Below are 19,083 nucleotides of genomic sequence, written 5' to 3'. Positions count from 1 at the left end.
GATGGCGGCCAGCGCGGCGACTGATCCGTCGGTCCCGACCGCCAGCGACGGCCGCTCGCCGCGGCGCTGAAGAAGGCCTCGAGGCCGCCGCTCGCACCGGTGGCGGCGAGCCAGTCGGGCCCCGCTGCTCGGATCGACTCGGCAACGGCTGCGGCCAGCCGCCCGCCCTCGTCGCGAACCGCTGCGGCGTCGAGGCCGGCCGCCGTGCCGGTGAGCACGAGCGCGTCGAGTGCCGGAACGAGCGTGCTCACGAGGCGCTCGGCGGGGTGAGCGAGCCGGGTCCCGATCCGGAGGCACCGGGCTGAGGTGGCGCATCGAGCCCGCTCGGTGAGAGCGCGGACTCCGTGAACTTCTCGGCGAGGAACTGCCCGTGCGCGATCAGCGCCGACGCGTCCTGGCGAGAGACCGCATCCGAGATGCGGTCGAGGGTGCCTCCGAGGAGGTCGAGCTGGTCGCAGAGGATCATCAGCGACGTCTTCCCCCTGTAGACGGCACGTCGGTCGGCGAAGTCGCGGGGCAGCCGAAGGTACCCCTCGACCGCCTCCGGAAGGTAGCTGGTCGCCGTAGCGACGACGGTATGGCCCTGCCGACTCATCCCGCCCAGTCGATCGAGGCGCGGCACCATCTCGCGCACGGTCTCGTCCACCCGCTGGATGCGGGCGGCCACGATCCCGGGAACCCGCCCGTCGGTCCGGCTGCGGACCTGGTCGAGGGCGGCGAGGATGTCGTCGCTGCTCGGCGCGCGCGGCAGGGCGGGCACGGTCTCCTCCGGCTGCTCCGGAGCGCCGCCGAACAGGCGGGACAACCAGCCCATCGGTTAGCGGCCGAGATCGAGCGAGGACGTCGCGTCGATGTCGGAGTTGCTGCGGCGGGCCCGCTCGACGTACTCGCCGGCCTTGGCGGTCTCGGTCTGGAGCACCCCCACGGTCTGCGCCATGCTGTCGAGCGCCTTGATCTTGAAGTCCGAGATCGAGTCCATTGTCTGGTAGATATTCGCGAATGCGGCCTGCAGCTGTGGCAGCCCGACCGTGGCGGAGGCGGCCTGCGACTGGATCGAGGCCGACTGGTCGGCGAGCATGCGCGAGGTCGCCTCGATCATGTTCGACGTCGTCGTGTTGAGCGCCGTGATCTGATCGAGCACGAGGCGCTGGTTGGCCAGCGCCTGCGCGACGATGACCGCCGTGCGCAACGCGGAGACGGTGGTGGTGGTCGCGCGGTCGACGCCCTTGATCAGCTCCACATTGTTCTTGATCACGACATCGATCGCGAGGTAGCCCTGGATCGAGACTGCGAGCTGCGTCAGCAGGTCCTGGTGCTTCTGACGCGCATAGAAGAGGACGTCCTCGCGCAGGGCCTTCGCCCGCTCGGGGTCCGTCGTGTCGAACTCGGCGATCCTCGCCGAGAGCTTCACGTCCAGTCGCTCGGCGACGTAGATGTACTCGTTGAGACGCGTCATCGTCTCCCAGAGGTTCTGCTTCTCGAGATTCAGCGCCGCGTTGTCCTTGCGCAGCTCGTCCTGCCCGTCGTAGAGCGCCTGGATGATGGCGTTGAGGTGCGTCTGCGCGCTCTCGTACCGGCGGAAGTAGTCGGTGATCCTGTTGCCGAACGGGATGAAGCCGAGGATCTTCTTCTGCACGTTGTCCTCGGACGGATCGAGATCCTCCACGGTGCGGCGCAGCTCGAGCAGGGTCTTGCCGATCGTGGAGCCCTCGGAGAGGCCGCCCTCCTTGAGAGCCCGCACCGGCGTGCTGAGCAGGCGGTTCGAGGAGTCGGCCGCAGAGCGGATGTCGGCGTCGCCCATCGTGCGGATGTCGTTCGCCCGAGTCGCGAACTCCGGGCTCCGCGCCTCCGCGGCCAGGAGCGTGTCGAGGAAGCCGTCCACCTTCGCCTCGAGACCGGGCAGCGCCTGTTCCGGGACCTTCGGTGCGATCGACGGCGCAGAGGTCGTCGGCACGGCCGCCACCGGCTCGGGAGGCGTCAGCGAGAGAGCGTTCTGGACGGGCGGCTGCAGGGCCTCGGTCATCGGGATCCTCACCGTTCCTGGCGCTCGGCGCCGACTGGGATGAACGTCCGCCCAGCATATCCCGGGCCTCCCGCGGGATCCCCGGGAGGACCGCTCACGGAGGAGTCAGCGCGAACGGATGCCTGTGGAGGAGCCTTAGCCTGGAGTCCGACTGCTCGGCGTGCAGGGCCGCCGTCCCTCCGGACCGCCCCGACACGCCCGCGGGCGAGGCGGCACACCGTAGCGGCGGGCTCGCAGCGCACAGGAGCACCATGGGCAGAGTGAGCCCCCTCGAACCCCCGACCCGCTCCGCCCCACCACTCGGCGGACCGCGCATCCTCCGGCAGCGCTGGACCGAGGCGGCCTTCCTGCACTGGCGCGTCGCCCCCTCCCTCGTCGCGCCGCACCTGCCGAGCGGCGTCCGGCCCGACGAGCACGACGGCTCGTCGTGGATCGGTCTCATCCCATTCCGGCTCTCGCGCACGGCGTTCCTCGGCGGGCCGCGGGTGCCGTGGCTGGGCACCTTCCCCGAGGTGAACGTGAGGCTGTACTCCGTCGACGAACAGGGGCGACGCGGAGTCGTCTTCGTCTCGTTGGAGGCCTCGCACCTCCTCCCCGTACTCACGGCGCAGGCGGTGTTCGGACTGCCCTACCGCTGGGCGAGGATGAGTATCGAGCACCGCCACGGCGCGGTGATCTACGAGACGATCCGCCACGCCGATTCGGCGGCTCGCTCACGGATCGTCGTGCGCCCGACGCCGGGGACGTCCACGGCCGAGGATCCGCTCGCCTCCTTCCTCACGTCACGCTGGGCCTACCACGAGCGGCACCTGGGATCGACCTGGTACGGGCGCAACCTGCACCGGCCCTGGCCTCTCCAGCAGGCGGAGCTCCTGGCCCTCGACGACGGCCTGCTCGACGCGGCCGGATTCCCGGGTCTGGCGTCGCGGGCGCCCGATTCAGTGCTGTACTCGCCGGGCGTCGAGACGGTGTTCACGGTGCCGCGACGGATGTGAGCCGGGAGCGGCCCTTGTGGGGGGTCGCGCCGTTCTCGTCGATCGGAGAGGATTCGCGGTACTTCACCGCACCGCAGCTTCCCCGGGGGGACGACAACCATGGAATTCACCGAACGCCTGATCGCTCTCGCGACCAAAGTCCGCCAGCAGCGCGAGATCATCCAGACCGAGGAGGCAACGAAGAACGCCTTCGTCATGCCCTTCATCTCGACGATCCTCGGCTACGACGTCTTCAATCCGCTCGAGGTCGTCCCCGAGTTCATCGCCGATGTCGGCGTCAAGAAAGGCGAGAAGATCGACTACGCGATCGTCCACAACGGCGACGTGCAGATGCTCATCGAGTGCAAGAAGTCCTCCGAACCGCTCAGGATCGAGCACGCCTCACAGCTCTTCCGGTACTTCGCGGTGACCAACGCCCGGATCGCGATCCTGACGAACGGTGAGGAGTACCACTTCTACACGGACCTCGACGCTCCCAACCGGATGGACGCCAAGCCGTTCCTCGTCCTCGACCTGACGGACATCGACGAGACCCTCATCCCCGAGCTGACGAAGCTGACGAAAGAGGTCTTCGACCTCGACTCGATCATCAACGCAGCGGGCGAACTGAAGTACATCGGTCAGCTGAAGCGCGAACTGGGCGCCCAGTTCGCTTCGCCGAGCGACGAATGGATAAAGTTCTTCACCCTGCGCGTATACGACGGCGCCTACACGCAGAAAGTCCGCGAGCAGTTCTCCGCGTTGGTGTCCAAGGCTTCGAAGCAGTTCCTCAACGAACAAGTGAACGAGCGGCTGAAGACCGCGCTCGGGGCACCCAACTTCCCTCGGACGGAGGCGATCGCGGCCGAGCAGAGCCTCACCAGCCAGGCGGTCGTGGAAGAGGAGCTGGAGGAGCAGAGCGAGATCGAGACGACCCTCGAGGAGCTCGAGGGGTACCAGATCATCAGAGCGATCGCCTGCAGCGAGGTGAAGGTGCACCGCATCGCGCAACGGGACGCCAAGTCGTACTTCGCCGTCATCCTCGACGACAACAACCGCAAACCCGTCGCTCGCCTGCACTTCAACCGTAAGCAGAAGTACCTCGGGACGTTCGACGCAGAGAAGAACGAGACGCGCCATCCGATCTCGTCGCTCGACGAGATCTACGAGCACGCCGAGGCGATCCGAGAGACCGCCCGCGCGTACGCCTAAGCGGGTGCGGGTTCCTCCACAGGGAACAGTTGGCGCGGTTGTCCGATGATCGGAGGAAGTCGACGCGCTGGACCGGCCGACAGGTGATTCCCTGTGGGCATGGATGCCCACGCGCCCGGAACCGAGCGACAGCACGACGTGCTCAGACGCACGCTCGAGCAGGCGTACGGTCGGCACTCGGAGAGGTCGCGGGCGGAGGCACTGCGCTACCGAGCGATCGAGGAGACGCGAAGGGCGGCGACGACGGCCGAGAAAGCTCTCGTGGGCGAGCACGTGGGCGCGGGAGGAGCGGAGGCGGCCCGACGAGCGCTGATCGCTGAGCTCGCGACAGGCCTCCGAGTGTCGGACGCACACGCGTCGACGCTGATCGACGAGGCGCGGATGCTGGTGAACGAGCTGCCCGCGACGCTACGAGCGCTGGAGGACGGGCGCCTCTCCCCCGAGCACGCGACGGTCACCGTCCGGGCCGCCATCGACGTGCCAGCGGAGGTGCGCGCGCGGTTCGACGACGGCGCCGCAGCGATCGCCGAGACGTGCACCCCACCACAGCTGCGGCGGAGTCTGCGGTCCCTGCGGGAGCACCTCCATCCGCAGACGTCGACGCAACGGCATCGCGACTGCGCTCGCCGCCGGAGTGCCTGGGTCGAAGGACTCGACGACGGGATGGCCATCCTGCACCTGTACGCCCCGGCTCCCGATGTCCTCGGCGCGTTCGACCGACTCGACCGAGCGGCTCGCTCGCTCGCCGACCTCCCCGACGAGAGCCGGAACCTGGGGCAGCTTCGCGCCGACGTCGCTGCGGCCCTCCTGCTCGACGGCGAGACTCCGGACGAAGCGGGATCCACGCGCATGCCGGCAGGGATCCGACCGGAGATCGCGGTGACGGTCCCCGCGATGAGCCTCCTCGGCCGCTCCGAGCAACCGGCAGTACTCGACGGGTACGGTCCGCTCGACCCGCAGACCGCGAGACGACTCGCCGCGAACGCTCCCTCGTTCATCCGCCTGCTCACGCACCCGGAGACAGGCGCAGTCCTCTCGGTCGGCCGCGACTCCTACCGGGTCCCCTCAGACCTCAGGCGACACCTGCGGCATCGCGACACGACCTGCCGCTTCCCGGGATGCACTCGCAGCGCTCGGCGCGCCGACCTCGACCACACCACCGACTGGCGGCATGGCGGAACGACCTCGTCGGACAACCTCGCTCACCTGTGCCGCCACCACCACCGGCTCCGCCACACGAGCGCGTGGACGAGCCAGCAGGAGGCCGACGGAACACTGCACTGGACGAGTCCGACCGGACGACGACACACCACGACGCCGGCAGCACCGGAAACCGGCGGGGCCGGAGAACGGGTGGACACTGGCTGAAGCAAGATGCTCCTGATTACACGGGCGCGCCGTGAGCGTCGGTGCGCTCGAAAGAGTCGCGCTGTCGCGAGGGGACTGCGTCCTAGGGTCAAGGGCCCCGACCGTTTCGACGCGCGCGCGTAGCGTGGACGTCGCGGCTCGGCGAGGACGAGCCCACGACATGCAGGGAGTAGCGGTATGACGGCAGCTAGGAGCGGGAGCGATGCGACGAGCGGGACGACCGCGGTCCTCTTCGACATCGACGGGACTCTCGCCGACACGAATTTCCTCCACGTCGAGGCGTGGTCACGAGCGTTCTGGCAGTTAGACCTCGCGGTTCCGGCGTGGCGTATCCAACGCGCGATCGGGGCGGACTCGTCCGAGCTGCTCGGCATGCTCCTGCAAGAGGACGTGTCGGACGACGTGCGGTCGCAGGTCAAGGCACTACACACTAAGAACTACGCCGAGACGACAGCTCGGGTCGTGGCACTCCCCGGCACTCGGGAGCTGGTCGCGACGCTCGTGGGCCGCGGCGTCCACGTGGTTCTGGCGACGTCGGCACCACAGAACGAACTCGACATCCTCCTCGACGTACTCGATCTCGGCGGGTCCGTGCATGCGGTCACTAGCGGTGCAGATGTCTCGACGGCGAAGCCCGCGCCCGACGTTATCTCCATCGCCCTCGACCGCGCCGGAGTCTCTACCGACCGCGCGATCATGGTCGGCGATGCTACCTGGGACGTCCTGGCTGCCGATCGCGCCGGCCTGGCGACCGTCGGAGTGCTCTCCGGCGGAACCGGGGAGCACGATCTCCGGGAGGCCGGCGCGATCGCCGTCTACGAGGATGCGGCAGGCATCCTCGCTGGTCTCGACGACGGGCCGCTGGCGAGGCTTCTGGGCTGAGGTCGGTCAGCGGGTCAGCTGGTGGGCCGCCCGCGCATCACGAGGAACGTCACCCCGATTGCGGCTATGACGGCGACCAGCGCTCCACCGATCCAGAGCGCGTCGCCGAGCAGCGCCGGATCCGGTCCCGATCCGGCTCGCGCTTCGTCGGCCGTCTCTGCCGGATCATCCGGCACAGCAAGGGTCCCGTTGCAGTCGGGGGCGGAGGACGCGCCCTCAGCGAGCGTGACGCCCTCGGCCGGCGCCCAGTCGAACGCGTACTGACCGGAGACCGGGTGTCCGTCGGTCGACACGACCTGCCAGGTCACTTCGTACGCGCCGGCCGGGCCGAGCTCGAGCGGCATGGTCGCTTCGGGTCCGACCACGCTGACGCAGCCGTCACCGTAGTACAGCCCGTCGGGGCCGACCACGCGCAGAGCGGCGGCAGCGCCGTCGTTGCCGAGTACCAGCAGGTCGTCGTTCGTCGTCAGAACGAGCGATCCGGGCTGCTCCGTGACCGTCGAGTCCGCGGCGGGTGTCGTCGACACGAGGTAGTTGTGCGCGCTGGCGGGCCCGGCCGCCGCGATCGAGCCGAGTAGCCCGATCGCGGCGGCAGCGACCACAAGCCTGGGTCGGCTCACGCGGACGCCTTCGCTCCGCGACGGCGCGAGGCGAGCCCGACGGCCACACCGACGGCTCCGACGACGAGACCGCCGACTCCGAGGATGCGGGCGATCACATCGTCACCGCCCGACGTCGTCGTTGCGGCGGAGGCCGTGGTGGTCACCGCGTCGTCACCATCTCCGTCGTCGTCGCCACCGTGGTGACCGGACCCAGCCTCAGCAGCCGTGACAGCGACCGTCGGAGCAGGAAGCTCGGGTTCGTCCTGGCCCTCGACCGTCGGCTGGTCCCATGAGGTCGAGCCGGTCTCGCAGGTCTGCAGGACGGGGAACTCGAGCGTGGATCCGGCGGCGTCCTCCGGCAGCTGGAGCTGGAGCGAGACAGTGTCGCGGTAGCCGTCCGCGAGCGGCGTCTTTGCCGTGTAGACGACGTCGGAGACGCGCTGGGTCGCCGTGTTGCCGTCGGAGTCGGCCGCCGGGTCGGCGATGGCGACCTCGTTCTTGACGACGTCCCAGTTCGGGTTGACGGTCGGGCTGACGGAGTTGATGCCCTCGGGCATCGTGATGGTGAGTCCCGTCGTGGGCGAACCGTCGCAGCCGTGGGCGAGCGAGAAGGTCACGACCGTGTAGGAGCCGGCGGCAGTGCTGCTCGCCGCTGCGGTCACGTGCGCGCTCGCGGCCGCCGGGGCGGAGAGTGCCAACGCGATCGAGCCGGCGGAGACGAGTGCGCCGCTGCCGACGAGACGGAGACGGGAGAACGAGGAAGGGGTGGAGGAGGTCATGAGGGTCGAGTCCTAGGAGAAGGGCCGGCATGTCGCCGGAGGTCAGGACGCAGCGCGGGATCGCGGTGCGCACGTGCGCCATCCACCGCCTCCGACGGGGAGCGGGCTCAGACAGCGCGGAGTGCACTCTTTGGTGGGCCGCGGTGTCGGAGGACTGACAGCGCCGTGTCGAGCGCTCGAGGTTCGAGGGGCCCGAGGACTCCGACGAGGGCGACGCCCGGACGTCTGGGCGACGGCAGAGCGGAGGATCGGGTGACGACCCGCACGACGACGCGCTCGAGCTGTGTGCCCAGCGTCCAGAAGAGCCGTTCGCCGTACAGCAGGGCCGCGATCGTGAGCACCGCCGCGACGCCGTGCGCGACGAGCATCAGCGGAGCATGATCCGCGTGCCCGGCCGATCCGGCTACCAGCTCGACCCTCGTCCCGTCGTGGAAGTGCGTGTGCTCGCCGGTCGTGCCGACGACGCTCACCTCTCCTCCGGTGCCCGTGATGAGGAAGAGCGCGTGGTAGCCGATCTGGCTGAGCAGGACGGCGGAGGTTAGGCGAGCCTGTGACAGGCCTCGCCCCGAGAGCATGACGCAGACGACGGCGGCGAAGGCTGCAGCCAAGGCGAGGACCGGTGGTGCGGGAGCGGCGGCTCCGGCGAGGGTGTGCGATGCGGCGGCAGTCGCCGTCGCGGCCAGTGCCGTGACGCTTCCGCGTACCGCTCGTGCGCCTCGCGTCTGCACTCGCTCGCTCCTTGTCTCTTCATGCCCGCTCGGGCGCGGCTTCCCCCAGGGTAATCGACGGAGCCGGGGCGCCGGCCGGGCCCCGGAGAACCAGATCCCGGTGCCGTTACGAAGCCGTTACCTCGATTGCCGAAAGAATTCCAAACCCCCTCTCGAAGGGCTCCGAAGACCTATCAACGGCCGCGAAACGGTCCACACAGAACAGGTCCTCCGCGTCATCGTGGGGGCCGTCTCACGAAGGAGAAATCCCATGCGATCCACCAAGCGCTCCGCCCTCGCCGCATTCGCCCTGCTGGGCACCGCCGCCCTCGGCCTCACTGCCTGTTCCAGCGGAAGCGGCTCGACCACCGAGTCGAGCGACCCCGCGTCCGAGATGTCCACTCCGATGGCGACCTCGTCTTCGACTCCGATGGCGACCATGGACCCGGCCGCGAACCTCGTCGGCCCCGGCTGCGCCGCCTACGCCGAGCAGGTCCCGGACGGAGCCGGTTCGGTCGAAGGCATGTCCCTCGACCCGGTCGCCACCGCTGCGTCGAACAACCCGCTTCTGAAGACCCTGACCGCTGCGGTCTCCGGTGGTCTGAACCCCGACGTCAACCTCGTCGACACGCTGAACAGCGGAGAGTTCACCGTCTTCGCTCCGGTGGACGACGCGTTCGCCAAGCTGGACCCCGCGACCGTCGAGACCCTGAAGACCCCCGAGGGAGCGGCCACGCTGTCGTCGATCCTGACTTACCACGTCGTGGCCGGCCAGCTCGCTCCTGACGAGATCGCTGGCGATCACGCCACCGTCCAGGGCGGCAACCTCACGGTCACCGGCTCGGGCGACGACCTCAAAGTCAACGACGCGTCCGTCATCTGCGGTGGCGTTCAGACCGCCAACGCGACCGTCTACCTCATCGACACCGTGCTGACCCCCCCGGCCAGCTAAGACCGTACGCAGCTCCGGCTGCTGGTCACGCCGAAGGGCGGGCACCGCGAGGTGTCCGCCCTTCGGCGTTCCCGACGCGGAGCACGAACAACGAGAGGCGCGGATCCGGTCTGGGAGCCCGCGCCTCTCGCGTCAGCCGTTATTCGGCGGCGGCGCTGATCTCGGCCAGCACCCGGTCGCCCGGACGGGCCTCGATCATGTCGGCGTGGATCTCGGCACGGTCGAGCAGCTCCTCCATGCGGCGGCGGCGGTTGCGCGTGATGAGCGTCACGACCGTACCTTTCTTGCCCGCGCGTCCCGTGCGGCCGGAGCGGTGCAGGTACGTCTTGTACTCGTCAGGGGCGTCGGCCTGGATCACCAGGTCGATGTCGTCGACGTGGATGCCGCGTGCCGCCACGTCGGTAGCGACCAGAACGTCCACGCGACCGCTGGTGAGCAGTGCGAGGTTGCGCGTGCGGCGCGATTGGTTGAGGTCACCGTGCAGGCTCGTCGCCGGGATGTCTGCATGGTCGAGCTGCTCCGCGAGCTGCTCGGCGAATGCGCGGGTACGGGCGAAGATCAGCGTCTTGCCGTGGCGAGCGGCGAGCTGCTCGATGATCTCGGCCTTGTCGCGATGTTCGATGAGGAGCACGCGGTGGTCGATCGTCGAGGACGCCTGGTCCTCTCCAGCGACCTCGTGCACGCTCGGCTCGACCAGGAACTCGTCGACGAGCGTCGCGACGCCCTTGTCGAGGGTTGCGGAGAAGAGCAGGCGCTGGCCGCCGTCGGCCGTCTGACGGAGGATCCGTTGGACGGGCTCGAGGAAGCCGAGGTCGCACATGTGGTCGGCCTCGTCGAGCACTGTGATGGTGATGTTCGACAGGTCGAGGCGGCGCTGCTCGACGAGGTCCTCGAGACGACCCGGAGTGGCGATGACGATGTCGACGCCGCGCTGGAGCGCACCGACCTGCTTGTACTGGGGGACGCCTCCGTAGATGGTCGTCGTGAACAGGCCCACCGAACGGGCGATCGGCTGGATCGTGCGGTCGATCTGCATGGCGAGTTCGCGGGTCGGCGCGAGGATGAGCGCTCGCGGAGCGCGGCCGGGCTTGCGGCCCTTCGCTCCGTTGTTCTCCATCAGGCGCTCGACGACGGGCGCGCCGAACGCGATGGTCTTGCCCGACCCGGTCCTGCCACGACCGAGGACGTCCTTGCCAGCGAGCACCTCGGGGATGGTCGCGGCCTGGATCGGGAACGGCGCCGCCGCTCCCAGCTCGGTCAGCTGGCGGACGATGTTCGCGCCGAGCCCGAGGTCGCCGAACGTGACGCCCTCGACGTCGATCGCGAGTGTCGCGGTCGCTTCGAGACGCTCCAACACGATGTCGTCGGCCTGGTGCGACGCGCGAGCGTCGCGGCTGGGGTAGAAGTCGGACCCGGAGTCGCGGCGCGAGGGCCGGGAGTCGCGGTCGAAGGAGCGGGTCGGGCGGTCGCCGCGGTCGTGACCGCGCGAGGGGCGCGCGTCGCGGTCGTAGGAGCGCGCGGGTCGCTCGCTGCGGTCGTCGCCACGAGCCGAACGCTCGTCACGGTCGTGGAGCGGGCGGGCCGGTCCTCACGTGCGGAGGAGCGAGCCGGACGCTCGTACGAGCGAGCCGGACGAGCATCGCGATCGTACGAGCGAGCCGGACGGTCGTCACGTCCGGAGGAGCGCGCCGGGCGGGCGTCGCGGTCGTAGCCGCGCGAGGGTCGCTCGTCACGGTCGTAGCCGCGGGCCGGGCGCTCCGTGCGCTCCGTGGCGCGCGCCGCGCGCTCGTCGGCGTTCCAGCGTGCCTTCTTGGGCGCGTCCTCGTCGATGGGGCGGAAGCCGCGGTGGCCCTCGCTGCGTGAGCCGGGCTTCGCTGCGGGGAAGCGCGGGCGCCCGCCGAGCTGCGACTTGCCGCTCGAGGCGCCGAAGCGGTTGGGCTCGAAGTTCTTGGCCGGGCGTCCGCCGGCAGGCTTCTTGTTCTTGGGCATGGCAGTTCTTCCTGGGTTCAGGTCGTGCGCGAGGAGGCGGCGCCGGAGCAGCCCTGTCGTGCGGGGCGCCCGTGCGCTGTACCGCTGCGGAGGCAGCGGGGGAGAGAACCCGGGGCGAGTCATTGACCGGGGCCGATTCACACATGTGATTCGTCTCACGACGAGTGTCGGAGACTCGGCCCACTTGACTAACAAACCCATCCACACGAGAGCGTGCGGTGTCGAGAGCCGACCGAACGATTCTACACGCGGCCATCCACCGTGGCTAGGGCGGCGGCCCTCCCGCCGCCGCTACAGCGAGGCGCGCCGCGCCCGGTAGGCCGCCACATTGGCCCGGTTGCCACAGTTACCCGTGTCGCAGTAGCGCTTCGAGCGGTTGCGCGAGAAGTCGACGAGCACCGCCTCGCAGTCCTCCGCCGCGCAGATGCGGATCCGCTCGCGCTCGTCCCCGCGGATCACGTCGACGAACGCCATGGCCGCCTCCACCAGGATGCGTGTCGCGAGGGGGCTCTCGTCGCGCGTGGCGTGCAGGTGCCAGCCGTACGGCCCGTGTCGCACGAGCTGGGGCAGCGCACGGCCCGATTCGAGCATCCCGTTGACGACGGACACGAGGTCCTCCTCCGCTCGGGTGAGCCAGAGCGAGCGGAGGGAGGAGCGGATCGCGCGCATCGTCTCCAGTTCCGCGAGGGACCCCTCGCGGCTGCCGGTGTAACGGTTGTCCAGGAGGAACTCGTCCAGGTGCTCGAGGGTCGCCATCTCGTCCTCACCGGAGGACGAGAGCTCGGGCAGCGTGTTGACGAGGAGGGCGGTCGAGGTCAGCGACGCCTCGACGTCATAGGCGAACACCATGTTGACTCCTGACAGTGCGGCTCAGTAGTGTGCGATCAGCTCGTTGTCACGAGTGTAATCGCTTTGACTCCTGAAGGGGCCGCCATGACCGTTGAGAGCACCGCCGCCGTCACGCTCCCCGCCGCCATCACGCCCGGATCCCCGCGCCGGATGGGGGCTGGACTGATGATCGCGCTGGGGGCCGCGGCCGCCTTCGGCCTCGGCGGGCCCTTCGTCAAGCCGCTGCTCGAGGCCGGCTGGACGCCGGCAGCCGCAGTGCTCTGGCGAGCGGGCGGCGCGGCGCTGATCCTCGCGATCCCGGCGGCGCTCTCCCTCCGCGGACGCTGGCACGTGCTGCGGCGCAATGTCGGCACGGTCGGTCTCTACGGAGTCTTCGCGGTGATCGCCGCGCAGCTCTGCTTCTACAGTGCGATCGAGCACCTCTCGGTCGGGGTCGCGCTGCTGATCGAGTACCTCGCGCCGGTCTTCCTGGTCCTGTTCTCGTGGGCCCGTACCCGGAGGCACCCCGGCCGGTTCACACTCGCGGGCTCGGCGCTCGCGCTCGGCGGACTGGTGCTCGTGCTCGATCTCTCAGGAGAGTCGACACCCGAGCTGGTCGGGATCGCCTGGGCACTCACCGCCTCGCTCGGGCTCTGCGTCTACTACGTCATCGCAGGCCGCGTGGATCCGGAGTTGCCGCCGATCGCGCTGACAGCCGGTGCGATGGTCGTCGGCGTCGTGATCCTGCTCGTCCTCGGCGCGACGGGGATCACACCCCTGCGGGCGACTTTCGGCGACGTGGTGTTCCTCGGCGACGACGTGCCCTGGCTCGTCCCGGCGGCCGTGATCCTCGGCATGTCGACGGTGATGGCGTACCTGCTCGGAATCGAGGGCGGCAGACGGCTGGGCACCAGGATCGCCTCGTTCGTCGGGCTCACCGAGGTACTGTTCTCGATCGCCGCCGCCTGGCTCCTGCTCGACGAGCTGCCGGCGCCGATCCAGTTCGCCGGCGGCGCGCTGATCCTCACCGGCGTGGTGCTGGTGAGGGCGCAGCGCACTCCGCACACCCCCTGATCGCGGGGCGCGATGCCGCGACGGCACGGATGCCCCTTACGCTGAGCCCACCCATGCGCGAGCTCAGCCGATCCCCGCGACCCGTCGCCGCGCTCCTCGCTGCCCTGATGCTGCTGCTCTCGGGCTGCGCGAGCAGCACTCCCGTCTCGGAGCCGGTCGCTCAGGCGATCATCGGAGCCGCCCCCGCCGCCGACGTGTCGGCCGTCTCCGTAGCGGCCGATCTGGTCTACGACGAGGCGACCGGTCAGCGCCTGGACATCTGCTCCCCCTCCACCGCCTCGGCGAGCCCCCGCCCGGCGGTGCTCGTGGTGCACGGGGGCAGCTGGGCGCGCGGCGGACGGGCCGACGAGAACTGGCGCCCGATCTGCCAGTGGCTGGGCTCGGCCGGCTTCGTCGCCGTCTCGGTCGACTACCGCCTGGCTCCGGCCGCAGTGTTCCCCGCGCAGATCGACGACGTAGCGGGGGCCCTCGACTGGCTGCTCGAGCCGGCTCAGACCGAGCGATACGGCATCGATCCTGAGCGCGTCGGGGCGTTCGGCGGCTCGGCCGGCGGCAACCTGGTCTCGCTCCTCGGCACCGCGGAGGCCACGTCATCCCGCCTGAGCGCCGTCGTGGATCTCAGCGGCCCCTCCGACCTGACAGCCGCAGGCCTCGCCGACGACGATCCCGTCGCGGGAGTCTCCGCAGCGGTCCGCACCTATCTCGGTTGTCCCGACCTGGCGGCCTGCCCCTCAGCCCGGGAGGCGTCTCCGCTCGCTCAGGTGGACGGCTCCGAGCCGCCGTTCTTGATCGTGCACTCTGCCCGGGAGCGCGTCGCCCTCAGCCAGTCGACACGCTTCGCCGACGAGCTCCGGGCGTCGGGGGCGACCGCCGAGCTGCTGGTGCAGCCCGGAGCACTGCACTCGATCGCCCTCCTCGATGACGACCTGCGCACTCGTGTGGTCACTTTCCTGCACGCGCACCTCGATGCCCCGTGAGGACGGAAACGGGAGCAGCAGCCCGGCGACCGGGGTCGTCCCCCACGCGCCCGCCTGCCTCGACCGCCCCGTCGCGAGCGCTCAGTCGAACGCGCAGCCGGCCTCGTCCGAGAGCGCGCGCTCGATCCGCTCCCGGTGCTCGGCAGAAATCGGCGGCAGCGTCTCCGGAGCGAACCAGCCCACCTCGGTCGACTCGTCGTCCGCCACCCGTGCCTCGCCCGAGACCCAGCGGCAGCGCACCACGTGATCGAGGTACTGCGTGCGGTCGCCGTTCGGGTACTCCATCGGCGGGAGAGTGTGCACGAGTACGAGGCGTTCGACCTCGATCTCGACGCCCGCCTCCTCCAGAGCCTCCCGCCGGGCGGTGCCCGCGACCGTCTCGCCCGGGTCGATGATGCCGGTCACCGCGGTCCACGCCCCTGTGTCGGCTCGACGGACCAGCAGGACCTGCCTCTCCGGCTCCTCGCGGACGATCACCGCCGTCACTCCGGTCAGCCAGAGCATCTCGGTCCCGATCCGCTCGCGCAGCCGCAGGATGAACTCGGGAGTGGCCATCAGGGCGCGTCGGGGCGGAAGTCGAACGCCACGATGCCGGCCGTGTCGACGAACGGGCCGACGAACTCCTTGAACGCGTCGTGCGCAGGATCGAAGAGTCCGGGAGCGTCGACGGCCGGCCGCCCGAGGTAGTAGTTGAGATCGCCCTCCGACGAGAACGTCAGCAGGAACGCGCGGTCGAAGCCCTCGCCCGCCCCCTCGACGCTCAGCTGCGGGCCGGTCTCGATCGACTCGATGTAGGGGAGGCCGTCGCGCACGCACTCGTGTGCCAGCGCGACGAAGCGCCGGGTGACCTCCTCCGCCTCGGTGACGAGTGCCGTCGGGCGGAAGCGGATCAGGACGATGTGGCGGAGGATGCCCGGCCGGTGGTCCCGGGCGACGAAGCGCTCTGAGCCGACCTCGGCGATCGCCGTGGCGGCTCGTTCGGGGCCGCTGCGCCAGCGCGAACCCACCGTCTCGGCCGAGTCCCTGATGTCCGTCACGACGATGCCCTCCCGGCGCGGGCGGCACGCCGGCGCTCACGATACCCCTCGACCAGGTTGTAGACGACGGGGAGGACCACCAGCGTCAGCACCGTCGAGGACACCAAGCCGCCGATGACGACGATCGCGAGCGGCTGCGAGATGAAGCCGCCGTGCCCCGTGATCCCGAGCGCCATCGGCAGCAGCGCGAAGATCGTCGCGAGCGCGGTCATCAGGATCGGCCGGAGCCTGCGCTCTGTTCCGTGCAGGAGCGCCTCCCGGACAGGCATACCCCGATCGCGGTACTGGTTCACTAGGTCGACCAGCACGATCGCGTTGGTGACCACGATGCCGATCAGCATCAGCACCCCGATCAGCGACGGCACGCCCAGCGGAACGCCCGTGACCACCTGGAGCAGGATCGCTCCGGTCGCGGCGAACGGAACCGAGACGAGCAGGAGCAGCGGCTGCAGGAGCGAGCGGAAGGTCGCCACCATCACGACGTAGACGATCAGGATGGCGACGAGCAGCGCGATGCCGAGCTGCGAGAACGCGTCGGCCTGGTCTGCCGTCACTCCGCCGAGGGAGGCCTCGACGCCCGCGGGCAGGTCGGTCGCGTCGATCGCGTTCTGCACCGCGACGTTGGCCGAGGCGAGGTCGTCGCCCTCGGGGGTGACCGTGATCGTCGCCGTCCGCTGTCCGCGCTCGGTGGTGATGCTGGCAGGTCCGTTCGTCTGCTCGACCGTCGCGAGTGTCGAGAGGGGCACGGTCCCCGTGAGGGTCGGCACCTCGAGGGTCCGCAGTTCGTCGATCGTGGCGGGAGGCTGCGCGTCGGCGAGGTAGATCGAGAGCGTACGGTCGTCGATCACCACGCTGCCCGCCTCCGTCGGCTGGAGGGACTGACTCACCAGGGTTCCGACGGCGACCTCGCTGAGGCCCGCACGGGCGGCCTCGTCACGGTCGACGCGCACCGCGATGTAGGGAAGGGAGGCGGAGAGGTTGCTCTCGGCCTGGCTGATACCGTCGGTCCCACGGAGGGCGGCGAGCAACTGATCGTTCGCGCTCTGGAGGTCTGCCTGCGAGGCGGTCGAGAGATCGACCTCGATGTTCGAGGAGGCTCCGAATCCGGACGAGGCGGCGACGCTGATGTCGTCGGCCGAGGCGACGCCCGAGAGCGCATCGCGGACCTCGGCCTGCACCGTCTCCTGGTCGGCCGACTCGTCGGTGGTGACGGAGTACTGGATGGCGGTCGCGCCTCCGCCGCCACCGCCGCCGAGCGCGCTCTGCACCCCGCCCGAGGAGCCGACGGTGAGCTGCACCGTCTCGACGCCGGCCGCGGTGAGGATCGCGGAGCTCGCCTGCTGAGCGGTCGCGTCCTGCGCGTCGAGGCTCTGCCCGACCGGGACGGTCTGCGTGACGGTGAAGGTGTTCTGGCCGCTCGACCCGAGGAAGTTGGTCTTCATGAGCGGGTAGAGCGCGCCGGTCCCGACGAGCACCAGCAGAGCGAGCAGCACCGTGACCACCGAGTGCCGGAGCGTCCAGTGGATGATCGGGCCGTAGACCGCCTGGAGGCCGCGCGCTCGGCGCGGTGCCGCGTGTACACCGTGCTGGGGGCTCTCGGCGGAGGCAGCGTCGTTCTCGTGGTGCCGACTCTCGGCGGCGGGAGCGAGGCTCTCGCCGGCGGCCGCCCGCTCCTCCGCGAGCGCCGCACGAGCGGCCTTCTGCACGGCCGGCCGCTTCGAGGGCCGGAGGAACCAGTAGGCGAGCACGGGCACGATCGTCAGCGCGACGACCAGCGAGGCGAGCAGGGCGATCGACACGGTCAGCGCGAACGGCCGGAAGAGCTCCCCGGTGGTGCCACCGACGAAGGAGATCGGCAGGAACACCGCGACGGTGGTGATGGTCGAGGCGGTGATCGCGCCGGCGACCTCGCGCACGGCGACGGCGATGGTCCGGGCCCGGTCCTCCCCCGCGTCCAGGTGCCGTTTGATGTTCTCGATCACGACGATCGAGTCGTCGACCACGCGGCCGATCGCGATGGTCAGCGCCCCGAGGGTGAGGATGTTGAGCGTGTAGCCCGCGGTCTGGAGGCCGATGAAGGTGATCAGCACCGACGTCGGGATCGAGATCGCGGTGACCAGCGTCGAACGCACCGAGAGCAGGAACAGCAGGATCACCAGCACGGCGAAGACGAGGCCGAGCGCACCCTCCTGTGCGAGCGAGGCGATCGACTCCTGGATGTAGGGCGCCTGGTCGAAGACCGAGGTGAAGGTGGCGTTGTCGCCGATCGAGGCCTCAAGGTCGGGCAGCAGTGCGGTCACACCGGTCGAGACGTCGACCGTGTTCGCGGCCGGGAGCTTGGTGATCGAGAGCGTGAGGGCAGGCTGACCGTTCACCCGCGAGATCGAGGTGACCGGAGCATCGGTGACGGCGACGCTCGCGACCGAGCCGAGCGTGGTGACGGCCGTGGGCGGGGCTCCGGCGGCGGAGGCTGCGCTTCCCTGGGCGGGCAGCAGCGGCAGCGCTGCGATCGCGTCGGTCGAGTCGAGCTTCACGCCCGACTGCACCGAGAAGGTCGAGCCGTCCTGGGTGATCTCGCCGCCGGCGACGAGCACGCCGTTCTGCTGAAGGGCGGTGCGGATGTCGCTGACCGTGAGTCCTGCCCCCGCGAGGGCGGCGTCGTCGGGGGTGATCGTGACGCGCTGGGCGCTCTCGCCGACGAGGGCGACCTCGCGAACGCCGTCGACCTTCTCGAGGTCCGGAATGACGCTGGTCCGGAGCCGGTCGGCAAGGGCCTTCGCGTCGCCGTCGCTCGACACGGCCAGCTGGAGCACCGGCAGGTCGTCGAGCGAGCCGGTGACCACCTGCGGATCGACGCCCTCGGGCAGCGTGCTCTTGATCCGGTTGACGGCCTGGAGGATCTTCTGCTCAGCCGTCGCGAGATCGGTGCCGTAAGCGAAGGAGGCCGAGATCAGCGAGGAGTTCGTGGACGACGTCGCGCTGGTGGTCTCGAGTCCCGGCACTCCCTGGATCGCGGTCTCGATGGGCGTCGAGACGTCGTCGTTCACCACCTCCGGGGCCGCGCCCGGGTAGGAGCTGACGACGGCCAGCTGCGGGAAGGAGATCGATGGTGCGAGCTCCTGCTTGAGGCCGGTCAGGGCGACGCCGCCGAACACGGCGATGACCACGGTGACGAGCGCGATGAGCGCCCGGTTCTTCATGCTGAGGACGGCGAGGAGATGCACCCTAGGAGTCTTCCATCAGCCGACTGAGTGTTGGGCGGGACGTCGTGTCCCGGACCGGCTGACCGCGCCCCGGCTGCGCGCCGACTCCGCCGCGCCTCGGCCCAGCCGCACCCCGGCCGGCGACGACCCGACCGGCAGGCTCACCACGGAGTGGACCAGCAGGTAGCCGCGGCCGTCACTCAGGAGACGACGACGAGATGGACGGGACTCGGAGGGCCGGTCGATGGCGTTCACGTCGTGAAACTTCCATTTTCTCGGATGGGAGCGGATGCCTCTGAACGACACGGCCGAATCAAAGCTTATGAAGAGCGCCCTACGTCCGAGATGAGGATGCCGAGAGGGTTATTCAGCGGGTTGGTTCGAGGAATCTGAGCCCGACGACGGCGGTGATGGTTTCGGCGAAGGTGTTGATGGGCCTGCGGTCGTCGGTGTGAAAGATTCTCCAGTTCTTCACG

The 19,083-nt window shown here is 69.9% G+C and carries 18 protein-coding genes and 1 pseudogene; 7 read left to right on the top strand and 12 right to left on the bottom strand.

Annotated features, from left to right (window positions below; all coding sequences use genetic code 11):
* The 3 genes and pseudogenes from ACH61_RS08825 to ACH61_RS08815 form a co-directional block, all read right to left on the bottom strand.
* Positions 1 to 251: pseudogene (locus ACH61_RS08825) on the bottom strand (hypothetical protein); the annotation flags it as partial.
* On the bottom strand, positions 248 to 814 hold the full coding sequence (locus ACH61_RS08820; protein ID WP_068211233.1) for a hypothetical protein: 567 nt from the start codon (positions 812 to 814) through the stop codon (positions 248 to 250). The gene ACH61_RS08820 and the pseudogene ACH61_RS08825, both read right to left, overlap by 4 nt.
* A 3-nt stretch (positions 815 to 817) precedes the next feature.
* Positions 818 to 2,023 (bottom strand): toxic anion resistance protein, encoded by a 1,206-nt coding sequence (locus tag ACH61_RS08815; RefSeq protein ID WP_068211230.1) that lies wholly within the window; start codon positions 2,021 to 2,023, stop codon positions 818 to 820.
* Positions 2,024 to 2,274: 251 nt separating this feature from the next.
* Here ACH61_RS08815 and ACH61_RS08810 point away from each other — a divergent pair, with 251 nt between their 5' ends.
* The 4 genes from ACH61_RS08810 to ACH61_RS08795 all read left to right on the top strand — a co-directional run bounded on the left by ACH61_RS08810 (position 2,275) and on the right by ACH61_RS08795 (position 6,459).
* Entirely contained in the window at positions 2,275 to 3,018 is a 744-nt protein-coding gene (locus ACH61_RS08810; protein WP_068211227.1) for a YqjF family protein, read from the top strand.
* A gap of 99 nt (positions 3,019 to 3,117) precedes the next feature.
* The gene (locus tag ACH61_RS08805) at positions 3,118 to 4,209 is read left to right on the top strand and encodes a type I restriction endonuclease (RefSeq protein WP_068211224.1); all 1,092 of its coding nucleotides are present in this window, start codon (positions 3,118 to 3,120) and stop codon (positions 4,207 to 4,209) included.
* Between the two features lie 138 nt (positions 4,210 to 4,347).
* Positions 4,348 to 5,577, top strand: a complete 1,230-nt coding sequence (locus ACH61_RS08800) for an HNH endonuclease signature motif containing protein (RefSeq protein WP_158286132.1) — start codon at positions 4,348 to 4,350, stop codon at positions 5,575 to 5,577.
* A gap of 177 nt (positions 5,578 to 5,754) precedes the next feature.
* Positions 5,755 to 6,459 (top strand): HAD family hydrolase, encoded by a 705-nt coding sequence (locus tag ACH61_RS08795; RefSeq protein WP_068211218.1) that lies wholly within the window; start codon positions 5,755 to 5,757, stop codon positions 6,457 to 6,459.
* A 14-nt stretch (positions 6,460 to 6,473) separates the two neighbouring features.
* On the opposite strand, the gene ACH61_RS08790 is transcribed toward ACH61_RS08795, so the two are convergent.
* From ACH61_RS08790 to ACH61_RS08780, 3 genes are all read right to left on the bottom strand, one after another.
* The gene (locus ACH61_RS08790; protein WP_082845143.1) at positions 6,474 to 7,079 is read right to left on the bottom strand and encodes a copper resistance CopC family protein; all 606 of its coding nucleotides are present in this window, start codon (positions 7,077 to 7,079) and stop codon (positions 6,474 to 6,476) included.
* A complete protein-coding gene (locus ACH61_RS08785; RefSeq protein WP_068211212.1) occupies positions 7,076 to 7,840 on the bottom strand; it encodes a YcnI family copper-binding membrane protein in 765 nt (254 codons plus the stop codon). The genes ACH61_RS08790 and ACH61_RS08785 overlap by 4 nt, the downstream gene beginning before the upstream one ends.
* Before the next feature lie 107 nt (positions 7,841 to 7,947).
* Positions 7,948 to 8,568: a hypothetical protein gene (locus ACH61_RS08780; RefSeq protein ID WP_068211208.1), complete on the bottom strand. Its 621-nt coding sequence runs from the start codon at positions 8,566 to 8,568 to the stop codon at positions 7,948 to 7,950.
* Between the two features lie 250 nt (positions 8,569 to 8,818).
* Between ACH61_RS08780 and ACH61_RS08775 the strand changes: the two genes are divergently transcribed.
* The gene (locus ACH61_RS08775) at positions 8,819 to 9,499 is read left to right on the top strand and encodes a fasciclin domain-containing protein (protein WP_068211205.1); all 681 of its coding nucleotides are present in this window, start codon (positions 8,819 to 8,821) and stop codon (positions 9,497 to 9,499) included.
* A 139-nt stretch (positions 9,500 to 9,638) separates the two neighbouring features.
* On the opposite strand, the gene ACH61_RS08770 is transcribed toward ACH61_RS08775, so the two are convergent.
* From ACH61_RS08770 to ACH61_RS08760, 3 genes are all read right to left on the bottom strand, one after another.
* The gene (locus tag ACH61_RS08770) at positions 9,639 to 10,856 is read right to left on the bottom strand and encodes a DEAD/DEAH box helicase (protein ID WP_068211202.1); all 1,218 of its coding nucleotides are present in this window, start codon (positions 10,854 to 10,856) and stop codon (positions 9,639 to 9,641) included.
* Positions 10,757 to 11,488: a hypothetical protein gene (locus ACH61_RS19320; protein ID WP_068211199.1), complete on the bottom strand. Its 732-nt coding sequence runs from the start codon at positions 11,486 to 11,488 to the stop codon at positions 10,757 to 10,759. Before ACH61_RS19320 ends, ACH61_RS08770 begins: the two co-directional genes overlap by 100 nt.
* A gap of 291 nt (positions 11,489 to 11,779) precedes the next feature.
* Positions 11,780 to 12,337 (bottom strand): CGNR zinc finger domain-containing protein, encoded by a 558-nt coding sequence (locus tag ACH61_RS08760; RefSeq protein ID WP_068211196.1) that lies wholly within the window; start codon positions 12,335 to 12,337, stop codon positions 11,780 to 11,782.
* 84 nt (positions 12,338 to 12,421) lie between these two features.
* Between ACH61_RS08760 and ACH61_RS08755 the strand changes: the two genes are divergently transcribed.
* A complete protein-coding gene (locus ACH61_RS08755) occupies positions 12,422 to 13,390 on the top strand; it encodes an EamA family transporter (protein ID WP_068211194.1) in 969 nt (322 codons plus the stop codon).
* Between the two features lie 53 nt (positions 13,391 to 13,443).
* Complete coding sequence (locus ACH61_RS08750) at positions 13,444 to 14,367, top strand: alpha/beta hydrolase (protein WP_068211191.1); 924 nt, start codon at positions 13,444 to 13,446, stop codon at positions 14,365 to 14,367.
* A gap of 81 nt (positions 14,368 to 14,448) precedes the next feature.
* Here the strand turns inward: ACH61_RS08750 and ACH61_RS08745 are convergent, their stop codons facing one another.
* From ACH61_RS08745 to ACH61_RS08735, 3 genes are read right to left on the bottom strand one after another with little or no spacing between them, the layout of a single operon-like run.
* On the bottom strand, positions 14,449 to 14,922 hold the full coding sequence (locus ACH61_RS08745; protein ID WP_068211187.1) for an NUDIX hydrolase: 474 nt from the start codon (positions 14,920 to 14,922) through the stop codon (positions 14,449 to 14,451).
* Positions 14,922 to 15,404 (bottom strand): Dabb family protein, encoded by a 483-nt coding sequence (locus ACH61_RS08740; RefSeq protein ID WP_158286133.1) that lies wholly within the window; start codon positions 15,402 to 15,404, stop codon positions 14,922 to 14,924. Before ACH61_RS08740 ends, ACH61_RS08745 begins: the two co-directional genes overlap by 1 nt.
* Positions 15,401 to 18,628, bottom strand: a complete 3,228-nt coding sequence (locus ACH61_RS08735) for an efflux RND transporter permease subunit (RefSeq protein ID WP_068211181.1) — start codon at positions 18,626 to 18,628, stop codon at positions 15,401 to 15,403. The genes ACH61_RS08740 and ACH61_RS08735 overlap by 4 nt, the downstream gene beginning before the upstream one ends.
* Positions 18,629 to 19,083 lie beyond the last annotated feature (455 nt).

The sequence above is a fragment of the Rathayibacter tanaceti genome (genome assembly GCF_001634385.1).
In the GTDB taxonomy this organism is placed as follows: Bacteria; Actinomycetota; Actinomycetes; order Actinomycetales; family Microbacteriaceae; genus Rathayibacter; species Rathayibacter tanaceti.
This window is presented reverse-complemented; position numbering and strand designations above follow the sequence as displayed.

Bases quoted from the DNA above. Each gene is read 5' to 3' on its own strand.
- ACH61_RS08820 (WP_068211233.1), bottom strand. From the start codon at position 814: ATGGGCTGGTTGTCCCGCCTGTTCGGCGGCGCTCCGGAGCAGCCGGAG.
- ACH61_RS08815 (WP_068211230.1), bottom strand. From the start codon at position 2,023: ATGACCGAGGCCCTGCAGCCGCCCGTCCAGAACGCTCTCTCGCTGACG.
- ACH61_RS08810 (WP_068211227.1), top strand. From the start codon at position 2,275: ATGGGCAGAGTGAGCCCCCTCGAACCCCCGACCCGCTCCGCCCCACCA.
- ACH61_RS08805 (WP_068211224.1), top strand. From the start codon at position 3,118: ATGGAATTCACCGAACGCCTGATCGCTCTCGCGACCAAAGTCCGCCAG.
- ACH61_RS08795 (WP_068211218.1), top strand. From the start codon at position 5,755: ATGACGGCAGCTAGGAGCGGGAGCGATGCGACGAGCGGGACGACCGCG.
- ACH61_RS08785 (WP_068211212.1), bottom strand. From the start codon at position 7,840: ATGACCTCCTCCACCCCTTCCTCGTTCTCCCGTCTCCGTCTCGTCGGC.
- ACH61_RS08775 (WP_068211205.1), top strand. From the start codon at position 8,819: ATGCGATCCACCAAGCGCTCCGCCCTCGCCGCATTCGCCCTGCTGGGC.
- ACH61_RS19320 (WP_068211199.1), bottom strand. From the start codon at position 11,488: ATGCCCAAGAACAAGAAGCCTGCCGGCGGACGCCCGGCCAAGAACTTC.
- ACH61_RS08760 (WP_068211196.1), bottom strand. From the start codon at position 12,337: ATGGTGTTCGCCTATGACGTCGAGGCGTCGCTGACCTCGACCGCCCTC.
- ACH61_RS08755 (WP_068211194.1), top strand. From the start codon at position 12,422: ATGACCGTTGAGAGCACCGCCGCCGTCACGCTCCCCGCCGCCATCACG.
- ACH61_RS08750 (WP_068211191.1), top strand. From the start codon at position 13,444: ATGCGCGAGCTCAGCCGATCCCCGCGACCCGTCGCCGCGCTCCTCGCT.
- ACH61_RS08745 (WP_068211187.1), bottom strand. From the start codon at position 14,922: ATGGCCACTCCCGAGTTCATCCTGCGGCTGCGCGAGCGGATCGGGACC.